Genomic DNA, 21,193 nt, shown 5'->3' on the forward strand with positions numbered 1-21,193 from the left:
TTATCTCAGGCTTTTTTACTTTTCACTTTTTGCTTCCCTGCCTTCTTTTGAAGGTATTTGATCAGCTGATCATAGGATTCATGTTCATGGTTGGAAATAGAGATCGATTGCTGATCTTTAAATGCCACGGTCAACTGCTTAAACTCTTTTTTGTTGGCCATGATCTTTTCTTCATCCCATGCTAAAATCTCGGTTACCGGATACACTTTCTGATAGCTTTTAAGTGGCATCCTGACTACAATTTGATCTTTTCCCGCCGCAATGAATCGATATCCAGCCAATAATTTGACTAGGATCATTAAAATGACCAGGGTAATTAAAGGGCAGGCAATCAAATAAAACCAAAGACCAAAACTTCCTACATAGGCAAAATCACGTAAAATAAACACTAGGCCAGCAATTAGGATCAGGACTACAAGTCCTAATGAAAAGTAGGTAGAGAGTTTTGGTTTAATCAGAATCATTGGTTTGTTGGATTTCGTCCAGTTTTTGCTTTGCAAAAGTCTTTAAATCTTCGAAAAAAGCGAAGAATATCAATTCAAATTCTGCTTCTTTCTCCAAGAGGGCCAGATGCGCTTGTTCCATTTTAGAGTCAAAACGCGTTCTTTTTGATAATCCTGTCAAGGAACGTTGAATCCCTTCAATGGAGGAATAGTTCAAGAGCCAATTATCTTTTTTCATCCAGTAAAACAGATTGCCGAAGCGCTCAGGGAAATAGTTTTCATGCTTAGATATGTGCTCATACACTTCCATGGTAAAGCTTTCTAGCGATTGATTCGAATATCTGTCCCAATTTCTTCCAAGGAAATAGTCAAAGTAAATATCGGTGATGACGGTAGAATAGTGACCGAATTTCGGTCTGAGGTAGGTCTGACCAGCTCTTACGAGTGGATGAGTATCTGTAAATTTATCGATTTCACGATGTAATAGGATTCCTTGTCTTATCCCAATGGGATACTTGTCCAACATTTTCCCTTTTACGAAATCCCCGAAAAAATTACCTACAAGAATTTCTTCTTGATGAAAGGAAAGATAGGCATGGGCTAAATAATTCATCCTTACTCTTTGAATAGAAAACCTAAAAGGTTTTGATTAGTTTCAACCCTAAAATACGGATAGATGCCAAATATCAAGGAAGAATTAAAAAATGGACTGAAACTACTGAAGTTAGAATGGCAGGAAGACCTCGCTCAATACAAGAAAAAATTCCTAAATACTTCCTTGGCGGATAAGAAAAAAGAGGGAATTACCTGGCATCCCATTCAATTGAAGAAGAGTAAGATAGGGATGGGGGAGAGGTTATTGGTAGAGGTGGAGCGATTCGACTCCAACCATCCTTCTGCCTTTAATTCCGGGAAATCCGTATCATTTTTTACCACTCAGGATAGTTATCAAAGTGCTGAGCACCGGGTGAACGGAGTCATCAATTTTGTGAAGAAAAATACCATGACGGTCACGCTTCAGGTAGATGAAATCCCGGATTGGATGGAAGGGAATAGGCTGGGAGTGGATTTACTGTTTGATGAAGCAAGCTACCGGGAAATGGAGTTTGCCTTAAAGAAGGTGATTTCTGGAGAAAATCAACGGGTAGAAGAATTGACTGAAATTTTTCTTGGAGAAAAAGCCCCTCAGTTTTCAGACAAGCCTCATGTACTAAATGAATCCTTAAATAAATCCCAGAATGATGCCTGTGCCAAAATAGCCAATGCCAGAGATGTGGCTATTGTACATGGTCCTCCAGGTACCGGAAAAACCACTACACTGATTGCAGCCATAGAGCAGGCAGTAATTGCTGGACAATCCATCTTAGTCTGTGCACCCAGTAATGCTGCTGTGGATCTGTTAGTTGAGAAATTAATTGATCGAGGTATTGAGACATTACGATTGGGACATCCGGCTAGGGTGGAGGAGAAAATCTTGAATCAGACGTTGGACGCCAAGACAGCAAACCATGCAAGCTACAGAGATCTTAAAAAGCTTCGTAAAGAAACAGATCAGTACTTAAAATTGGCCAAGCAGTACAAGCGTAACTTTGGCCCGGAAGAGCGAGCACAGCGCAAGTTAATGTATGCAGAAGTGAGCAGAATCAGGGAAGCGGCCAAATCTCTGGAAGAATACATCCAATACGATATTTTTCAACAGACCAAAGTCTTTGCAAGTACGTTGGTAGGTGCTTCAGCCTATAGTTTGAAGGGGATGGAATTTGACCTGGTTTTCATAGATGAAGCTGCTCAGGGGCTGGAAGCAGCAACTTGGATTCCGATCTTAAAGGCTAAGAAAGTTGTCTTGGCTGGGGATCATTGTCAGCTGCCTCCAACGATCAAATCCTATCAGGCTGCTCAGGAGGGCTTGGCTGAAACATTATTTGAAAAAGTAATAACCAGGAAACCGCAGGCTGCTCAGATGCTTCAGGTACAATACCGGATGCCAGAAGATATTATGGGTTTTTCCAATGATTATTTTTACCATGGAGAGCTTAAAGCTGCTGATAACACCGCAATCCATTTTTTTCCAAATGAGACGGGAGTCTTGGAGTGGATTGATACGGCTGGGGCTGGATTTACAGATCAAAAAGAAGAGGAAAGCCTCAGTACCTTTAATCCTGAGGAAGCAGCTTTTGCTTGCAGGTATTTGAATGAGATGATCCTTAGAATTGGAGTTGCTAATTTCAAACAGGAAGGGTGGACCATTGGATTAATTGCTCCTTATGGAGCACAAGTGCGCTTGTTGAGATTCTTGATTTTTGAGGGATATGATTATCCTAACCTGAGGGCATTTTCAGAAATGATTTCCATTGATACCGTAGATGGTTTCCAAGGACAAGAACGGGACCTGATAATGATTTCATTGACCCGATCTAACGAAAAAGGAGAGATTGGTTTTTTGGCAGACGAACGCAGGATGAATGTGGCTTTGACCCGTGCTAAAAGAAAACTGGTGCTGATTGGGGATAGCAGCACCTTGGCTCCCCATGCGTTTTTCGATAAGCTATTGGCCTATTTTGAAAAGAAGAGTGGGTATAAGAGTGTATGGGAATTTATTACCTAATCTCCGCTAGTTTTTGTTCTTTCCTCCATTGATCTTATAGATCAAATAACCAATCCCGACCACAAAGTGAAGAGCTAAAATCCCTACGACTATATATATGGTGGTATTACTCATAGCTTGGGAGTGCTTAGTTCTCAGGCAAGGAGTGCACCGTATGGTAATAGCGGCTTAGGTAAGACAATACATCCCCATAGGCTTCAGCTGATTTCAGCTGGTCATCAGAGACTTTTTTTCCTAAAAGTCGGCAAAGTAACAATCCATAAATCCCATTTAAGCAAATCTGAATCTCATTGCCCAAGTCTTTTCCTTCAGCCTGCATGACCGCATCCAAGATAAATGGTTTTACTTTGGAGTAAGCTTCAAAATAGGTGCCGTCCGTTTTCAATAAATTCCAATGGATTTTAGCCAATTCCCCCACCAATTGATTGAGCTCCTCCAAATGCCCCTTTTCTAGAATTTTCTGAGCATTCATTTCATCCAACAAGGATAAATACCAATCGGATATTTCAGCTTTTTCCTCTTCTGAAACGGGATACTTTTCTACTACATATTGCTTGATTTCGGCTGGATTTCCTTGATAGGATCTTATCAGGTCTTCCATTTGATACATGTAAATAATGTATTCAGCGATGTTTTGGGACTTTTTGTTTTCTGCTACCGACTTCATGGGGCAAAGGTAAGAAAAGATTATTTTTTGCGCTTCCGATTTTAAATCCTAAACAAAACAAAAAAGCAACCTTCATATTCGAGGGTTACTTTTAATAAATGTCGCCTTGTTAAAATTAATAGAATTTAATCCGTATTGACCTGCCAACCGCCACCAAGGCTTCTGTATAATTCTACTTTGGCCAAAGCCAATTGCATTTTTAACTGAACTACCTCCAACTGGTTTTGAAGTGCGTCCTCTTGGGCATTGATGATTTCCAAGTAATTCGCAAAGCCACTTTGAAAGAGCAAAAATGCATCAGTCATACTCTTGGTAGTTGTTCTTAACCGCTCTTGGGCAATATCGTATTCCTCTTGAAGCTTTTCAATATTAACCAACGCACTAGATACTTCACTAATGGCAGTATTCACTTTGTCTCGGAAGTCTAATTCGGCAATCTCACGTTCCTTGATCGCAATACGGTGATTGGTCTTTAATTTTCTGTTTTGGAAAATAGGCTGGAACAAAGCCCCATTGAGCAGTGCAAATCCAGAACTGAATGGATCTAATACATTCCCAAAACTCATGGAGTTTAACCCGGCACCTGCATTAATGGTTAAAGAAGGGTATTTCATGGCTTGGGTGATCCCTACTTTTGCATTGGCAGCTAATAGATTATACTCTGAACCAGCCACATCAGGTCTGTTTTGAATCAAGTCGATCGGTACCCCGGTACTGAATCGGTGGTCTAATGCCAGCTGGTCCAGTACTCCCTCCAGTTCGATTTCAGAAGGTACATTTCCTAACAAATTGTTTAATTTATTTTCCTGGATGATATAGGCTTTTTCCAATTGAGGAATCAATGCCTTGGCTCGTAACATCTGGGACTGGGTTTGCTGAACAGCCAAGGATGTGTTCTCGCCTGCATCGTACTGAAGTTTGACGATTTTTAAGGTGTTTTGGCTGAGGCTGTAGTTTCTTTGTGCTACAGTCAATTGTGATTTCAGCATCAACATATTGAAATAGGTCGAAGAGATCTCCGAAACCAAAGCCGTTTGAAGTGCTTTTTGAAACTCTGCCGTTTGCATATACTTGGCTTGGGCAGCTTCTTTTTGCCATCTCAATTTGCCCCAAATATCAATCTCCCAGCTTGCTTGCAAGGTTACCGCATAGGCTAAATTTTCGGTATATAAAGTTCTGGGAACTCCATCTGGATGGTTTCTCCTCGCTCTATTCGAGCCGTAATTGTTGTAGTTTTCTGAATAATATTCCCGGGTAAATCTTGCAGGATTGGACCCAAGGCTAGGTAAGAAATTGGCTTTTGTTTGCAGGAAGCTTTCACTTGCAATTTCAATTTGCTTTCTGGCTTTTTGCATATCAAAGTTTCCTGAAAGCGCCGAGTCGATCAGAGAATTCAATGTAGAGTCCTGAAAGAAATCTTCCCAAGAAATCAATGCGATTTTTTCATCACCGATAAATACACTGTCTTGCAATTTTTCGCTACCATAAAATTCGTCGGGTAAATCCGTGTCGGGTCGTGTATAATTCTCTCCGACTTTGCAACTTACCGCTACGATAAGCAATAAGAAAAGGGGTATTAATCTCTTAGTGTAAATCATTGTTCTGCGGTTTCTACTTTTTTACTGGTAGTCAAAGTGAATCTATCCTGTAGTTGTTGGAATAGATAGGCCAATACAGGAATGAAAATAAGTCCTAGTGAAATCCCGAATATCATTCCCCCAGCAGTACCAATACTGACTGATTTGGTTCCTTCTGCGGAAGATCCTACGGAGAACATCAAAGGAATCAACCCAGCTGTAAAGGCAAAAGAGGTCATCATAATAGGTCTCAATCGCAATTCACAAGCTTCTATGACCGCCTCAAAGACGGGTAGTCCAGCTCTTCTTTTCTGTGCCACGAATTCTACAATCAGGATGGCATTCTTTGCCAACAAACCAATCAGCATGATCAGTCCCACCTGGACATAAATATTATTATCTATTCCTACCAGATTTATGGATGCGAAAATCCCCAGAATACCTGCTGGCAAGGAAAGAATCACGGCCATAGGAAGCCAGAAACTTTCATATTGTGCTGCCAGAATGAAGTAAGTCAGGATGATACTGATGATGAAAATCGTGGTGGTACTTGAACCGGATTTCTTTTCTTCCAAACTCATCCCAGTCCATTCAAAGCCCAAGTTGGCAGGAAGTTTATCTGCACTGAATTTCTCCAACATATCCATGACATCCCCCGTGCTGTACCCTTGAGCTGGCGTAATATTAATTCTTGCTGCATTGTATAGATTGTACCTAAATACCGTCTCCGGTCCATACGTTTGTTCCAGACTTACAAAGGAGCTAAGCGGCACCATTTCGCCCTTATCATTTTTGACCATAATGGAATTGATGGCATCGGGGGTTTCTCGGTATTCAATGTCCGACTGCATGTATACCATGTATTGACGAGTGAATCGGTTGAAGTCACCCACTCGGGTTCTACCGAAGTTAGACTGAATGGTAAACATCATGTCTTTCACACTGACCCCTAAAGCTTTTGCTTTTTCATAGTCGATGTTCAGTTTGAACTGAGGGAAATTGGTGTTGTAGGAAGTAAAGGCTTTTTCGATTTCTTTTTGTCTAGAAAGTTCCGCTACAAACTCATGGATCAACACTCCAAACTCAGCCAAATCCCCATCTGAATAGTCCTGAAGTACAATCTGAACCCCATCGAAATTACCAAATCCCTGTACCGTCGGTCTTGGATACATATTAATTTTGGCTTCATTCAATACGCTAAGTTTTTTGGTCAAATGCTTGACCACTTCCTGAATATCAGAAATGTCTCCTCGCTCAGAAACTTCTTTCAGTTTCACATAGCCCAGCCCTGTTGAAGCGCTTTCTGAATCATCCACAATATTGTAACCAGAAACCGTGTTGACGCTTGCTACGGCTGGCTCCAAGTGTAATAAGGAGTCTGCCTGTCTAAGCAACTGGTTAGTTCGGTAAAGAGAAGAACCTTCCGGCATGGATAATGAGAAAATCAGGAAGTTGTCATCTTCGGTAGGAATAAAGCCTTTTGGCGTATTGGAAGCCAAGAAAAAGGTAAGTCCAGTTACGATGACCAATCCCCCTACGGTCCACCATTTACGAAGGATGGCCCATTTGATCAATCGGATGTATTGAAAGGTAAACTTGTCAAAAACGGTGTCAAATTTCTTTAAGCTTTTGGTCTTGATAGACTTGATTTTGTCCATCTTCTCAGACTCTTTGATCTTTCCGATCAGGTTGTTTTTAGCAGGTTTTTTCTCTTTTTTCTTGCCTAAAATTAAGGCGCTCAAAACAGGAACCAACGTCAATGCATTGATTGCTGAAATCAAAACTGCAAAGATGATGGTGAATGCAAATTCCTTATAGAATACTCCCACTGGTCCATCCAAGAAACCTGCAGGTAAAAATACGGCAGCAATTACAATGGTAATGGAAATAATCGCTCCGGTGATTTCAGACATGGCTGCATTGACCGCATCCAATACCTGCATTTCTTGATCGTGGATTTTTTCGTAAATTGCCTCAATCACCACAATGGCATCATCCACCACAATACCGATTGCCAACACGATGGAGAACATACTGAGCACATTCATGGTAGCCCCGATTAATTGAAGGAAAAAGAATGTGCCTATTAATGAAACAGGGATAGAAATCGCCGTGATAAGGGTCGCTCTAAAATCCTGTAGGAAGATAAATACGACCAAAAAAACCAATACAAATGCCTCAATTAAGGTTTGCCGCACATGGTGCATGGACTCATCAATTTGGTCACGCACACTATAGGTGATTTTGTAATGAATTCCTTCTGGGAATGCCTTGGCTTGCTCTTCCATGATTTCACGAACAGCCTTGTCAATTTCCACTGCGTTGGCTCCTTGCTGTTGTACAATATCAATGGTGACTGCAGATTTACCATCCAGTTTATTTTCACTGGCATAGTTCGATGCTCCGAACTCTAGTCGGGCCACATCCTTTAATCGAAGTTGGGATCCGTCTTCCTCAGATTTAATGACGATGTTTTCATATTCTTCTGGTTCACTGAACCGTCCACTATGTTTTAATACAATCTCAAAAGTTTCTTCTGAATTTTCCCCAAACCTACCTGGAGCCGCTTCAAAACTTTGATCTCTTACTTCATTTAACACCTCTCTAGGAGTCAATCCATAGAGCGCCAGTTTTTCTGGATTGAGCCAAATTCGCATGGCATAATCCCGGGAACGCAAGATGGATGCTTCTGCAATACCGCCCACACGTTTTAACTCTCTACGGATTTTCATCCGGGTGTAGGCATTTAGGAAAGTCTCGTCATAATCATCACTTTCACTGTAGATGTTGATGGTCATCAAGGAACCTTTCAGTCGTTTCAAAACGACAATACCTCCTTCTCTCACCTCGGCAGGGATTTGTTCCATGACTTTCGAAATCCTGTTTTGAATTTCTACTGCAGCAACATTGGGATCGGTTCCGGGTTCAAAGTACACGGTAGATCGACCTCTTCCTGAGTTAGTAGCTGTGGAGTTGACATAACTCATGTTTTCTGCCCCGTTGATTGCTTCTTCAAGAGGTAAGAGTACTGAATTGGCTACGGTCTCTGCATTGGCTCCAGGGTAGTAAACCTGTACACTGACACTGGGAGGTGCGATTTCGGGAAATCGCTCCACGGGAAGCATGGTCATGCTCGCTGCACCGGCCAATACCAATAGAATGGAGATTACCAATGCCAATACTGGCCTTTGTATAATATTTTTAATCATGCGACTTTCAGGATATACCTAGATAAAAAATGGGGGAAAACCAACAAAGGTAAACCACCCCGCTTCCAAGAGAAGTGGATAAATGTCTAGGTGTCATGTTAGATGGTCTAAGCTTTCATAAAAGTTAGACTACAGCTTGTCTGAATTAATTTTGTGTTAGTAATTGCCCTTGCTCCAAAGGTTTTACAAGTACGCCTTCACTGAGTTTATCGAGTCCTGCAGTGACGATTCGGTCATTTGCTTTCAAAAGACCTCCGGTTACGATAAAATCATTTCCAGATCTGCCTTCAATCGTAATTTCTTTTCTTGAAACAGTATTGTCTCCATTTAATACGTAAATAAACCGTTTATTTTGAATGGAAATAGTTGCAGATTGGGGGACCAATATCGCGTTAGGATAAATCTGTTCCATCAGGATTTTTCCAGTATTACCAGTTCTCAATAAGGTGTCTGGATTTTCAAAATGGGCACGTAAAGTAATAGAGCCAGTTGATCGGTTGATTTGACCTGAATTTGCATCTATTGTTCCCACTTTATCATACACACTACCATCAGCCAACACCAGCTTCACGTCGGGATTCATTTTTTTGGAAGTGGAATCCTTTTTCATTCGTTCAAAGTAGAGATAGTCAGACTCGCTCATTGAAAAATACACATAGATCTCACTCACATTGGATAAGACTGTCAATGGCGTGTCATCTGATTTTTTCACTACGTTACCTATCGATTTTGGAATTCTTCCCATCAAACCATCCACTGGTGCTTTGATCGTGGTGAACGCCATATTGATTCGCATGTTAGCGGCCTCTGCTTCTGCTTTTGCCAAGGAAGATTGAGCTACCTCATAATCAGCGATTGTGGTCTCCATTCGTACTTCTGAGATCACTTCATTTTCAATCAATGGACGTAGTCTGTCGATTTCAGTTTTTGCTTTTCTGAGTCTTGCTTTTTCAAGTTCTACATTGGCAAGAGCATTTTTCAAGTCTTCCATGTAAGGTTGACTATTAATCTTAAACAATGCATCTCCTTTATTGACGTATTGGCCTTCATCCACGTAGATTTCTTCCAATATTCCTTCAACTTGAGGCCTTATTTGTACGTTTTCAACTCCTTCTACGGAGCCTAAATATTTGTAGGAAATAGCTGCGGGCTCTTCTTTCAAGGTAAGTACAGGCAAAGGGATTCCTTCCTCTTTTACCTCAGCTTCCTCGCAACCGTAAAACCCGAAACTTGCTGCTAGACAGCTGAGGATGACGGCGAAAGTTTTTAGCCTGTATGTTTTGATAGATAGATAGTTCATGTTTAATAGGTAGTCTATGTCCTGATAACAGTTGGTTTTGCTGTGGTTTTAGAAATAATCATACCACTGGCTTTTATAGTGCTAACTTGAACCTAGTAGCTGATTTTCAGGTAGTAGTGTAGATAAAATACAAAAAAAGTGGGTATTTCTTGCTGATTATTGGGGAATAATTCCTCATATATTCTCTAAAAGTTGGGGTGAATTCCAATACTTTCCAGTTTATACCCTTTTTCTTCCTCATCCTGAGTAAGTTGTTTTAACATTTTTTAAACTGGAGGTTCAGAATTTGGAAGCTTTTAAGAAAGCAATAAAAATAAAAGCGATAAGCCTATTTTTTACTACTTTTGCCCCCAGAATGGATATGCAAAAAATTAGAAATTTCTGTATCATCGCCCATATTGATCATGGGAAGAGTACACTGGCGGATAGATTACTGCAGGAAACCCAGACGGTCGCTGATCGTGATATGCAGAATCAATTGTTGGACAACATGGATTTGGAGCGTGAGCGTGGGATTACCATAAAGTCTCATGCGATTCAAATGAGATATACTCATGAAGGAGAAGAGTATACACTCAACCTGATTGATACTCCAGGACATGTGGATTTTTCCTATGAGGTTTCCCGTTCTATAGCTGCCTGCGAAGGTGCTTTGTTGATTGTGGATGCTTCACAGGGTATCGAAGCCCAAACAATTTCCAATTTGTATTTGGCTTTAGGACATGATCTGGAAATCATTCCTGTCCTTAACAAGATTGACCTTCCTGGAGCAGATCCCGAGGCAGTAGCGGATGAGGTGATTGATTTGATAGGTTGTGACCGAGAAGATATCATCTTGGCATCTGGAAAAACAGGTATTGGAGTAGATGATATCCTAAAAGCCGTAGTAACCAGAATTCCCGCTCCTACTGGAGATCCAGAAGCCCCTTTACAGGCCATGATATTTGATTCTGTATATAATCCTTTCCGAGGTGTTGAAGTAATTTTCCGAATTTTCAACGGTACCTTTTCTAAAGGAGATAAAATCAAGTTTGTCAATACAGGAAGAGAATATGAGGCGGATGAAATTGGAATCCTGGGTCTAAATCAAATACCGCAACAAACCATGAGTGCAGGTAACGTAGGTTACTTGATCTCCGGAGTAAAAGTGGCTAAAGAGATTAAAGTAGGGGATACTATTACTCACATCAAGCGACCTTGTGAAAAAGCAATTCAAGGGTTTGAAAATGTGAAGCCCATGGTATTTGCCGGGATTTACCCTGTTGATACGACTGATTATGAGGAACTCAGAGCTTCCATGGAAAAGCTTCAGCTAAATGATGCTTCTTTGGTTTGGGAACCTGAAACTTCAGCTGCATTGGGCTTTGGATTCCGTTGTGGATTCCTAGGAATGCTTCATATGGAGATCATTCAGGAACGATTGGAACGTGAATTTGATATGACTGTGATTACCACGGTTCCTTCAGTGCAGTTCAAGGCTTTGATGACTGATGATACATACAAATTGATCAATGCGCCTTCAGATATGCCTGACCCAACACGAATGAAGCATATTGAAGAGCCTTATGTCAAAGCTTCAATCATTACAGCCTCCGATTATGTGGGTTCAGTGATTACTCTTTGTATGGAGAAGAGAGGTCAGATCAAAAACCAAGTTTATTTGACAGCAGATCGAGTGGAATTGACTTTTGATATGCCTTTGGCAGAGATTGTCTTCGATTTCTTCGATAAATTAAAAACGATCTCCAGAGGGTACGCCTCTTTGGATTATGAATTGATCGGTTATCAGGTTTCCCATATGGTGAGATTGGATGTGATGTTGAATGGAGAGCCGGTAGATGCGCTTTCTGCGGTCGTTCACAGAGATAAAGCTTATGAATGGGGAAAGAGACTTTGCGAGAAGTTGAAAGAATTGGTACCAAGACAAATGTTTGAGATTGCAATTCAGGCAGCTATTGGAACTAAGATCATTGCCCGTGAAACAGTGAAAGCATTACGTAAAAACGTGTTGGCGAAGTGTTATGGTGGTGATATTTCTCGTAAGCGTAAATTGTTGGAGAAGCAGAAGAAAGGTAAAAAGCGAATGAGACAAGTTGGAAACGTAGAGGTTCCTCAGGAAGCGTTTATGGCGGTGTTAAAACTTGATTAGGAAGTACGAACGACGAAATCGGAAGTACTAGATTAGAAGTACGAAGAACGAAATTGGAAGTGCGAAGTCAGAAATGCGAGTTGTGACAGATTAAGAATTAATTGGAATAGAAATATTGAATTATTATTTTAGTTCAAATATTTTTTTCAATGAGTCAAGACTTGAAAGACCGAACAAAGAAGTTTGCCATTGATGTTTGGTATACATGTTCGAAATTACCGCAAACCAGAGAGTTTAATAATTATGTGAATCAGCTTCTTCATTGCTCTAGTTCAGTTGCCGCAAATTAAAGAACTGAAATGAGAGCAAAATCGAATGCTGATTTTATTTATAAACTTCAAATTGTTGAAGAAGAAGCTGATGAGAGCCAGTTTTTTCTAGAGATTTTAGAGAAAATAAATTCAAAACTGGAACTGAAACCAGAAATAGAAAGATTAATAAAGGAATCAAATGAGCTAGTTGCTATTGTTGTGGCAAGCCTTAAAACAGCTCGGTTTAAAATAAAAGGTTAATATTATTAAAATGCCCGTACTTCGTACTTCGCATTTTGTACTTAATTTGACCCCAATCGAAATTCATATGATCTTAATAGACGGTAAAAAAACATCTTCCGAAATCAAATCCGAAATTGCTGCGCGTGTCAGTGAAATTAAAGCTGAAGGAGGAAAAACTCCTCATTTGGCTGCGATCCTGGTAGGAAATGATGGCGCTAGCCAAACCTATGTAGGAGCAAAAGTAAAAGCTTGTGAAGAGTGCGGTTTCGATTCTACTCTGGTTCGATTGGAAGATACGGTATCTGAAGAAGAACTTTTGAAAGTAGTCGAGGATATCAATGAAAACCCATCCATTGACGGATTGATTGTACAATTGCCTTTGCCGAAACATATCTCTGTGGAGAAGGTAACTGATAAAATCAAACCAGAGAAAGATGTAGATGGGTTTACACCAGCCAACGTAGGTAGAATGGCTTTGAACTGGCCTGCTTATGTCGCGGCTACTCCTTATGGAATCATTGAGTTATTGAAAAGATACGAGATCGAGACCTCAGGTAAGAATTGTGTGGTGATCGGAAGAAGTCATATCGTAGGTAGCCCTATGAGTATTTTGATGGCAAGAAACGGATACCCTGGCAATGCTACTGTCACGTTGACTCACAGCCGCACCAAGAATCTGGAGGAGATTGCTAAGTCTGCCGATATCTTGATCGTTGCCTTAGGAAAGCCTCATTTTGTTACTGCTGATATGGTGAAGCCAGGAGCAGTAGTCATTGACGTGGGAATTCATAGAATTGAAGACAGCAGCAAAAAATCAGGATTTAGATTGGTAGGAGATGTAAAGTTTGATGAGGTGTCTGAGATTGCTTCCGCAATTACTCCAGTTCCTGGAGGGGTCGGCCCGATGACCATTGCTTCTTTACTTTACAATACCTTATTGGCAGCCGAGAAGAAAGTTTACGGGTAAACGATAAAAATAATTGGAAAAGCTTGAGGGAAGGGGTTGCTTTGAATAGGCAACATTTCTACTTTTGCTGACCCTATCCGCGCACGTGGTGAAACTGGTAGACACGCCATCTTGAGGGGGTGGTGCATTAAGTTGTGTGGAGGTTCGAATCCTCTCGTGCGCACTAAGAGCTCTGAAGTAATTCAGGGCTTTTTTTCTTTCTACTGCAGAGTCCGCAGAGTTATTCGCAGAGTGTGGTAATCTCATTTCCCAAAGTCTTGATTGCCACGTCGGCTTTAGAGAATCCTAGCAATGACGGCACTAATGCCAGTCCCCTGGACTATGCATATACTGTAATCATGAGTTTGTCAAGGGATGAATATTCATATTTATATTAACCCTTTGCGCCTTCGCGGCTTTGGGGGAGGTTTAAAATTCGAAGGAGGGTGAAATTAAAAATGATCCTAAGAGCTCATTACATGTATTTTTTCCACCAATGGCCACTCATTTCCTCAATAAAATCCCTACTTTTTCGGGCTAACAAAATTTCCTATGAATCAACTAATGAGAGCGGCACTTTTCTCTGCTGCGCTTTTGCTTATTACCCAAGTTACATTTGCCCAATCAGAAGCTCAATTCCCTTTAGTTAAAGGTTATGGTGGGATTTATGAAGTTCCTGATGCGACGGAACGTCCGGATCCAAGTTTGGATTATAAAATCATCGTGGACTTATCTACAGGTGCGGATAACCCCAAAGAAATCAGCAGATGGGTAGATAATATTGCTCGATTAATGAACCTACATGGTTTAGCAGGTGTGAAGCAAGAACAGATGCATGTGAAAGTCGTGATTCATGGGGGAGCGATCTTTACTTCGATTACAGATGAAAACTATCAGTCTCGGTATCAGGTAGATAATCCAAACCTAAAAGTATATCAAGCATTGAAGGATGCAGGCGTAGAATTCTATGTTTGCGGGCAGTCGATGAGAGCCCGTGGCCTTACCAAAAAGGATATTTGGCCAGGGATAGAAATAGCCCATTCAGCCTTGACCACTCTTACTACCTATGTCCCTCAGGGATATACAATGCTCAAATTTTAAATACTTGGAATAATTATTGGTAATTTTGGAGGGTAGAATGAAAAAAGTCAATCCTCCTTCCAAGACCGCCAGAAAAGTCGTGATCGGATTTTTCTTTGCTGCCATCTTTTTGATCGGTGTGGCAGGACTGACTTATTATACCCTAAATCGTCTGGTAGATACGGTAGCAGAATTGGCTCAGCCCAACCAGAAATTGAATTTACTGAGTGAGCTGCAGTCGGAGATTTTTCAGATTACCCAAATCGAACAGGTAGACCAAGGAGGTGATTTTAGGGTGCAGGATTCTACCATGAATTCCCTGAATGCCAAACTCATTCAGTTAAATGAATGGGCTTCCGATACCTTGGAGGAATCCAATATCAGAAGTATCCGAGAAAATTTAATTGCCTTGGTAGTTGGGTACAAAGATCTGTACGAGGTAAAAAAGAATCTTGCCGATAGGAATTTTACCCAGGAAGCACTTCGAAAGGTAGAATTGGGGATTCGGCGGAGAGCAGCTGATGCAGAGACGGAACCTTTGATCACACTTCGTCCAAGAGATATCATCTTGGATGAATTGGAACAGCAAAACGCGACCCGACAAGAGCTTCCCAAGAATCAGGAGTTGCAAGTAGGTAGGGTATCGCCGGAGGAAATTTCTCGAGAGGAAGATAAATTGGTAAACTACCTTCGAAATCTTCAAAAGCAGAATACCCGCACCAATTCTACACAACCATTTACTATTGATAGCATCCTTTATAATATCAAAGGAGTCATCAGCAGGATTTATAGAGAAGAATCTTACCAAAGACAAAAGTTGGCTACGCTGGAGGCAGATCTTTCCCAAAAGCAAAGTGAAATCGTCGGAACCATTCAGGAATTGCTGGTCACCTTACAAAGAAGGACAATTGAAGAATCCAATGATCAAAACAATGCTGCTTATGGGCTTGCCAATGATGTGACTTATTTTTTAGTGCTGGTGGTAGTTCTGGCAGTGTTAGCTTCAGCTTTATTGGTGTATTCGATTTTGAAAGAGATTCGACTCAATAGAAAGTACCAAGAAAACCTATTGATTTCCCAGCAAAAAGCAGAACAGTTGGCTAAATCCAAGCAGGAATTTTTGGCAAACATGAGTCATGAGATTCGTAATCCTTTGCATGTGATCCAAGGATATCAATCTGTATTGGAAAAATCGGAATTGGATTCTGCCCAGCAATCTTATTTGAGAATGATAGGTTTTGCTTCCCAGACTTTGATGGAAATTGTGGACGATGTCCTTGATTTTTCTAAGCTAGAGGCAGGAAAGTTAAAATTGGAATACACGGCTTTTGATCCGGTAAGATTATTTAGTGCTCTTCAAAAATTCTATGAGCTTCAAGCAACTGAGAAAAAGCTGGGCTTTTATTGGTCTTTAAAGCTACCTGAAGATAAATGGTTGGAGGGAGACCAACTTCGATTGAAGCAAATCTTGAATAACCTCTTGTCAAATGCCTTTAAGTTTACCCAAGCAGGTTCGATTCATGTAGCTGTAGAATGGTCAGAAAATCAGCTAGTTGTGGAGATAAGGGACACTGGGATAGGGATGAGTAAAGAAGTGCTGGAAAAAGTCTTCTTAGAGTTTGATCAGGCGGATAACTCAATTTCCAGAAAATTTGGGGGTACTGGACTCGGATTGGCAATCGTACATCGATTGGTGATGTTGATGAATGGTGAAATTGATACCCAGAGTGAAGAGGGAGTTGGAACCAATATCAAGATCTCTTTGCCTATGGAAACTACCCCAGCTCAAGAATCTGAAGTTGACCAGGAGGAACTTAATTACATTGACCTGGAAGGGAAAAATGTTTTATTGGTTGATGACGATAAAGTGGGGCTTCGGTATTTGGAAACTATCTTTTCCTACTTTGGAGCCAATGTGATTGCCTACCCTGGAGGAGCCACTTTTAGAGATGAATTTGAAGAGATTGATATTGATTTGGCGATCATTGATATTCAGATGCCAGAATTTTCCGGATTTGATGTTGTGAAATCCTTAAGATCTATTGCTGCTTATCAAACGCTTCCGATTTTAGCAATGACAGCCAATGTTTTTGTGGAGGAAAAGGAAAAAATGATGAGAGAGGGTTTCAATGAGCTGTTATTCAAACCATTTCAAGAAAGAGCATTGGTAGCTTGTTTGAGTAGAGTATTCCCTGACCGTGCTACTAAAGGGCAACCTATCAATCCGGAACCGAATGCTGATAAGCATGATCATTTTGACCTAAAAGATATGAGAAGGTTCTGCATGGGAGATGAGGACCTCTTGATGGATATCTTGAAGGATTTGATCAAGGATACTCAAAATGACATGACCAAACTGAAGAAAGCAAGGTTAAATGATCGTTGGGATCAGGTTTTGGAAATATGCCACCAATTGGGAAGTAGGCTTGGTCAAATTAAAAGCCCAAGTGGGGAATTAGCCAGGAAGGTAGAAAATAGCCTGAAACTGGGTACCCATAATGGAATGGAAGATGTGCTTAATCTCTTGGATATTGAAGTGAAAAACCTGTTGGCAGCTCTCTCAGATTTGGTGTATGCTCCAGAGAGCTATTCTTAAATAAGTTTGTTTATTACTTAATCCAACCCGTACTTTTCCATTTTACTATACAAAGTCTTTCGGTCCATGTTTAGAATCCTGGCGGTTTTGGATTTATTGAATTTCGTATCGTTGAGGACTTTTTGAATCAATTCCTTTTCCTGCTCGATCCACTTGGATTTATAATCTTTGGGTGAGGGCAATTCATTTCCCATGGAGGAGGCTCCTCCCGACATGGAACTGGGAGAAGATTGAAGGGAAGGTTCGTACAAATCCGCAGGTAGCGCATCTTTTTCCACTAATCCTCCAGCAGTAAGCAACACGGCTCTTTTGATGATATTTCGTAATTCTCTTAAGTTTCCTGGCCAATCATAAGCTAAGAAAATCTCCCAAACTTCAGGAGTGAACCCACTGACAGATTTATTGAGTCGAGCATTACTTTCTTCTAAGAATTGCTGAGAGAAATCCTCCAAATCTTCTTTTCTTCTTCTTAGAGGGATCGCATGAAGCGTGAATTCATTCAGTCTATGATACAAGTCCTCTCTAAAATGTCCATCCCCAGATTGCAGAATTAGGTTGTCATTAGTTGCTGCAATAATTCGGACATCTATTTGAATTTCCTTATTGCCTCCGATTTTACGGATAGTCCTTTCCTGAATGGCACGTAATAGCTGAATCTGAACCTCATAACTCAAGTTTCCTATTTCATCCAGGAAGATGGTTCCTCCATTTGCAGACTCAAAATGTCCCGTTTTATGTTCTAGTGCACCTGTAAAAGCACCTTTTACGTGGCCAAATAGTTCACTTCCTGCAAGTTCTCTTGGTAGGGCTCCGCAATCAATAGCGATGAAAGGTCCGTCTTTTCTGGTGGATAGCTCATGAATTCTACGAGAGACGAACTCTTTCCCTGTTCCTGTTTCACCCAATACTAATACACTTAAATCGGTGGGAGCTACCAATTGAATGTGCTTTTCCAATTTTTCTGCCTCAGCAGAACTTCCTATTACATAGCTCCCCTTGGATACCTTGGGTTCCGTACTTTTTTGTGGAGAAGAAGATATTTTTGGTGCTTCATTCTCCTTTACGGAAAGAGACTCTTTTACCGTTGCCAATAACTCATCCGGATTGATCGGTTTGGTGATATACTCAAATGCACCAAGCTTCATGGCTTTGATGGCAATGCGTATGTCTGAATAGTGTGTGATGAGGATTACTTGGGTCTGGGGAAATTTGGACTTGGTCCATTGGAGTAGTTCCATACCTGTACCATCAGGCAGGCGGAAATCAGCTATGATCAAATCAAAGCTATTGGAGCTCATTATCTGCTGAGCATCTTTTACTTTGATGCAGGTTTGAACAGCGTATCCGTTTTTCTCCAAAAAGGTTTTTACTATTCTTGAGTAAGTCAGGTCGTCTTCGACTAATAAGATCTGCTTCATGAAATTATTATCATTGAATAATTCTAAATTACGAAAAAAGCATCGAGCAAAGTGCACGATGCTTTTTTAATATAAGGAGATTGAGCAACTAGCCTTTTATTTCATTCCCCTCTTGGTCATATTTCTTAGTTACCTTTTCATCGGTTCCGCCGTCAAATACGACCTCAAAGTGGAAGGTTCCATCGAGCTGGGTGATTTGGAATGCTTCATCTATAGGCAAAGATTTAACCAAATTATCTTCAGCGATAGAAGTTTTCACTGCTTCGGGCAATGATTCAGCTTCGATTTTCATTTTGTCTTGTTGAACCGAAACAGATTTTGGGTTTAAGCTTTCTAGGGTCATTAGTGGAGTAGCCATTGCAGCTCCAGTAAATAACATTGTGGACACTAAAATCAGAGTTTTCATAATGCTATTTGGTTTAGTTAGATAATAGTAAACTAGTTGGAATCCGGACTCCTTCATTCGTAATGATCATTTTCGAACTGTAAATAGTAGATGCGAAGCCTGTGCCAACCGCCTAAACTTCTCCTAAAGCAACTTTTTTGAGATAGATCAAAAATAATTTTGGGGAAAAGTCCCTCAGTTTGTACTTAATAAGCCAAAAAATCACCCTTGAATAGTGGCTATTTCATCTAAATCGGCGATTTGTAAGAAATAGGGCTATTCACAAAATTTAAAATCATGAAATAGAACTTTTTTGAAGAAAAATTCTTTTAAAAACTAGTAACTTTGAATCATCAAAAATAACATTCGCCAGAATCCATGAGTGACGCCATCAAACACGAATGCGGCATAGCAATGATAAGGCTACGCAAACCTGTTCAATACTATATCGATAAGTACGGAACGGCAGCCTACGCAGCAAACAGGCTTTATGTCTTAATGCAAAAGCAAATCAATCGAGGTCAAGATGGCGCAGGTGTCGCCAACATTAAAATTGGTACTGACCCCGGAACAAGGTATATCAGTAGATATCGTTCGATTGAGCCATCAGCAGTCAATTATATTTTTGACAAAATCAACAAGAAGTACAAGAAAGCCAAGAAGTTAGGAGGGCATGATGCTTTGACAGATGCCGATTGGTTGAAAGAAAATATTGCCTTTACAGGTGAAGTTTGGTTGGGACATCTTCGTTATGGAACGCATGGTGAAAACAGCATTGAAACTTGCCATCCATTCTTGAAGCAAAATAACTGGAGAAGTCGTAACCTAGTGATGGCCGGTAACTTCAACATGACGAATGTGGAGGAATTGTTCAGCAAACTGGTTCAGCTTGGACAGCATCCAAAAGAGAAGACAGATACAGTAACCGTGATGGAGAAAATTGGTCACTTTCTTGATGAGGAAAACCAACGCATCTTCGATAAATATAAGCACCAATATTCCAATGAGCAGATCACGAATGTGATTGAAAATGAATTGGACGTAGCTAGGATTTTAAGAAGGTCCTGTAGAGACTTTGACGGAGGATATACCATGGCCGGCATGATAGGGAATGGTTCTTCTTTTGTAGTTCGTGACCCTTCTGGAATCCGTCCTGCTTATTATTATGCAGATGAGGAAGTGGTAGTAGTAGCTTCCGAAAAGCCAGCAATCAAATCGGCCTTCAATATTGATTTTAATGCAATCCAAGAGATCAAACCAGGACATGCATTGGTGATCAATAAAGATGGGTCTTATGCTGAATCAGAAATCCTTCCTGCCAGAGAAAAGAAGTCTTGTAGTTTTGAACGTATTTACTTCTCTAGAGGAACAGATCCAGCAATCTACCAGGAGCGGAAAGATTTGGGTAAGGCCCTAATCCCCCAGATCTTGAAAGCCATTGATTTCGATCTAAAAAATACCGTGTTTTCCTATATCCCAAATACGGCTGAAACGGCCTTTTTGGGAATGATTGAAGGTTTAGAAGATTACTTAAGCGCGAAAAGACGTGAGGTATTTCTAGAAGGAAAACCACATATGGGCGAGCTCGATGAGTTGCTTAATTTCCGCCCAAGAGTAGAAAAGTTGGTGAGTAAGGACGTGAAGTTAAGGACTTTCATTACCAATGACGATGATCGTGATACTATGGTGGCTAATGTATATGATACTACTTTTGAGGTAGTAAATTCAGGCATTGACTCCTTGGTGGTGATTGATGATAGTATTGTAAGAGGCACTACCTTGGAGAAAAGTATTTTGACCACCTTGGATAAATTAAATCCTAAAAGAATCATCATCGTTTCTTCTGCTCCCCAAATAAGATTCCCTGATTGTTATGGAATTGATATGTCAAGAATGAAGGAATTCATAGCCTTCAGAGCTGCATTGGCTTTACTAAAAGAGAGGGGGATGGAGTCTGTTTTGGATAGAATCCACGAGTCCTGCTTGAATGAGCCAAATTCCTATGAAAACTTTGTGAAGGATGTTTATAACTCTTTTACAGACGATGAGATTTCTGATAAAGTAGCCCAGATTGTGGCGGGAGATAATATCAAAGCTGAAGTAAAAGTGATTTTCCAAACAGTGGAGAACCTTCATAAATGTATTCCAAAACATACCGGAGACTGGTATTTTACTGGAAATTATCCAACTACAGGAGGAACAAGAGTGGTAAATAGATCATTTGCCAACTATATGGAAGGTAAAACAGTAAGAGCTTATTAATTCATTTAAAGAATTGATAAAAATATTGATAGGCACAAGGAATATTCCTTGTGCCTTTTTCT

15 protein-coding genes and 1 tRNA gene are annotated in these 21,193 nt (G+C 40.5%); 8 read left to right on the plus strand and 8 right to left on the minus strand.

The features are described 5' to 3' along the window. Window positions 1-5 precede the first annotated feature (5 nt). Complete coding sequence (locus tag JYB62_RS00155; RefSeq protein ID WP_205643434.1) at window positions 6-464, minus strand: hypothetical protein; 459 nt, start codon at window positions 462-464, stop codon at window positions 6-8. Beyond that, entirely contained in the window at window positions 451-1,056 is a 606-nt protein-coding gene (locus tag JYB62_RS00160; protein WP_205643435.1) for an acyl carrier protein phosphodiesterase, read from the minus strand. The genes JYB62_RS00155 and JYB62_RS00160 overlap by 14 nt, the downstream gene beginning before the upstream one ends. A gap of 63 nt (window positions 1,057-1,119) precedes the next feature. Between JYB62_RS00160 and JYB62_RS00165 the strand changes: the two genes are divergently transcribed. Continuing rightward, a complete protein-coding gene (locus JYB62_RS00165) occupies window positions 1,120-3,048 on the plus strand; it encodes an AAA domain-containing protein (protein ID WP_205643436.1) in 1,929 nt (642 codons plus the stop codon). Window positions 3,049-3,175: 127 nt separating this feature from the next. Here the strand turns inward: JYB62_RS00165 and JYB62_RS00170 are convergent, their stop codons facing one another. The 4 genes from JYB62_RS00170 to JYB62_RS00185 form a co-directional block, all read right to left on the minus strand. Next, entirely contained in the window at window positions 3,176-3,715 is a 540-nt protein-coding gene (locus tag JYB62_RS00170) for a DUF4924 family protein (RefSeq protein WP_205643437.1), read from the minus strand. Between the two features lie 125 nt (window positions 3,716-3,840). Next, entirely contained in the window at window positions 3,841-5,313 is a 1,473-nt protein-coding gene (locus JYB62_RS00175) for an efflux transporter outer membrane subunit (protein WP_205643438.1), read from the minus strand. Further along, a complete protein-coding gene (locus JYB62_RS00180; RefSeq protein WP_205643439.1) occupies window positions 5,310-8,501 on the minus strand; it encodes an efflux RND transporter permease subunit in 3,192 nt (1,063 codons plus the stop codon). Before JYB62_RS00180 ends, JYB62_RS00175 begins: the two co-directional genes overlap by 4 nt. Before the next feature lie 145 nt (window positions 8,502-8,646). Continuing rightward, on the minus strand, window positions 8,647-9,801 hold the full coding sequence (locus tag JYB62_RS00185; RefSeq protein ID WP_205643440.1) for an efflux RND transporter periplasmic adaptor subunit: 1,155 nt from the start codon (window positions 9,799-9,801) through the stop codon (window positions 8,647-8,649). 355 nt (window positions 9,802-10,156) lie between these two features. Here JYB62_RS00185 and lepA point away from each other — a divergent pair, with 355 nt between their 5' ends. The 6 genes from lepA to JYB62_RS00215 all read left to right on the plus strand — a co-directional run bounded on the left by lepA (window position 10,157) and on the right by JYB62_RS00215 (window position 17,066). Next, the gene (gene lepA, locus JYB62_RS00190) at window positions 10,157-11,950 is read left to right on the plus strand and encodes a translation elongation factor 4 (RefSeq protein WP_205643441.1); all 1,794 of its coding nucleotides are present in this window, start codon (window positions 10,157-10,159) and stop codon (window positions 11,948-11,950) included. A gap of 299 nt (window positions 11,951-12,249) precedes the next feature. Then, window positions 12,250-12,462: a four helix bundle protein gene (locus tag JYB62_RS00195; protein WP_205643442.1), complete on the plus strand. Its 213-nt coding sequence runs from the start codon at window positions 12,250-12,252 to the stop codon at window positions 12,460-12,462. Between the two features lie 67 nt (window positions 12,463-12,529). After that, the gene (locus tag JYB62_RS00200; protein WP_205643443.1) at window positions 12,530-13,411 is read left to right on the plus strand and encodes a bifunctional 5,10-methylenetetrahydrofolate dehydrogenase/5,10-methenyltetrahydrofolate cyclohydrolase; all 882 of its coding nucleotides are present in this window, start codon (window positions 12,530-12,532) and stop codon (window positions 13,409-13,411) included. 79 nt (window positions 13,412-13,490) lie between these two features. Next, window positions 13,491-13,574 (plus strand) — tRNA-Leu (locus JYB62_RS00205). A gap of 368 nt (window positions 13,575-13,942) precedes the next feature. After that, window positions 13,943-14,491, plus strand: a complete 549-nt coding sequence (locus tag JYB62_RS00210; RefSeq protein ID WP_205643444.1) for a DsrE family protein — start codon at window positions 13,943-13,945, stop codon at window positions 14,489-14,491. Between the two features lie 37 nt (window positions 14,492-14,528). Beyond that, window positions 14,529-17,066 (plus strand): ATP-binding protein, encoded by a 2,538-nt coding sequence (locus JYB62_RS00215; protein WP_205643445.1) that lies wholly within the window; start codon window positions 14,529-14,531, stop codon window positions 17,064-17,066. Window positions 17,067-17,083: 17 nt separating this feature from the next. On the opposite strand, the gene JYB62_RS00220 is transcribed toward JYB62_RS00215, so the two are convergent. Continuing rightward, window positions 17,084-18,484: a sigma-54-dependent transcriptional regulator gene (locus JYB62_RS00220; RefSeq protein ID WP_205643446.1), complete on the minus strand. Its 1,401-nt coding sequence runs from the start codon at window positions 18,482-18,484 to the stop codon at window positions 17,084-17,086. An 88-nt stretch (window positions 18,485-18,572) separates the two neighbouring features. Then, on the minus strand, window positions 18,573-18,890 hold the full coding sequence (locus JYB62_RS00225) for a hypothetical protein (protein ID WP_205643447.1): 318 nt from the start codon (window positions 18,888-18,890) through the stop codon (window positions 18,573-18,575). Between the two features lie 357 nt (window positions 18,891-19,247). Here JYB62_RS00225 and JYB62_RS00230 point away from each other — a divergent pair, with 357 nt between their 5' ends. Then, window positions 19,248-21,131, plus strand: coding sequence for an amidophosphoribosyltransferase (locus JYB62_RS00230; protein ID WP_205643448.1), 1,884 nt, complete (start codon window positions 19,248-19,250; stop codon window positions 21,129-21,131). Window positions 21,132-21,193 lie beyond the last annotated feature (62 nt).

The sequence above is a fragment of the Algoriphagus lutimaris genome, assembly GCF_017051705.1.
Lineage (GTDB): Bacteria > Bacteroidota > Bacteroidia > Cytophagales > Cyclobacteriaceae > Algoriphagus > Algoriphagus lutimaris.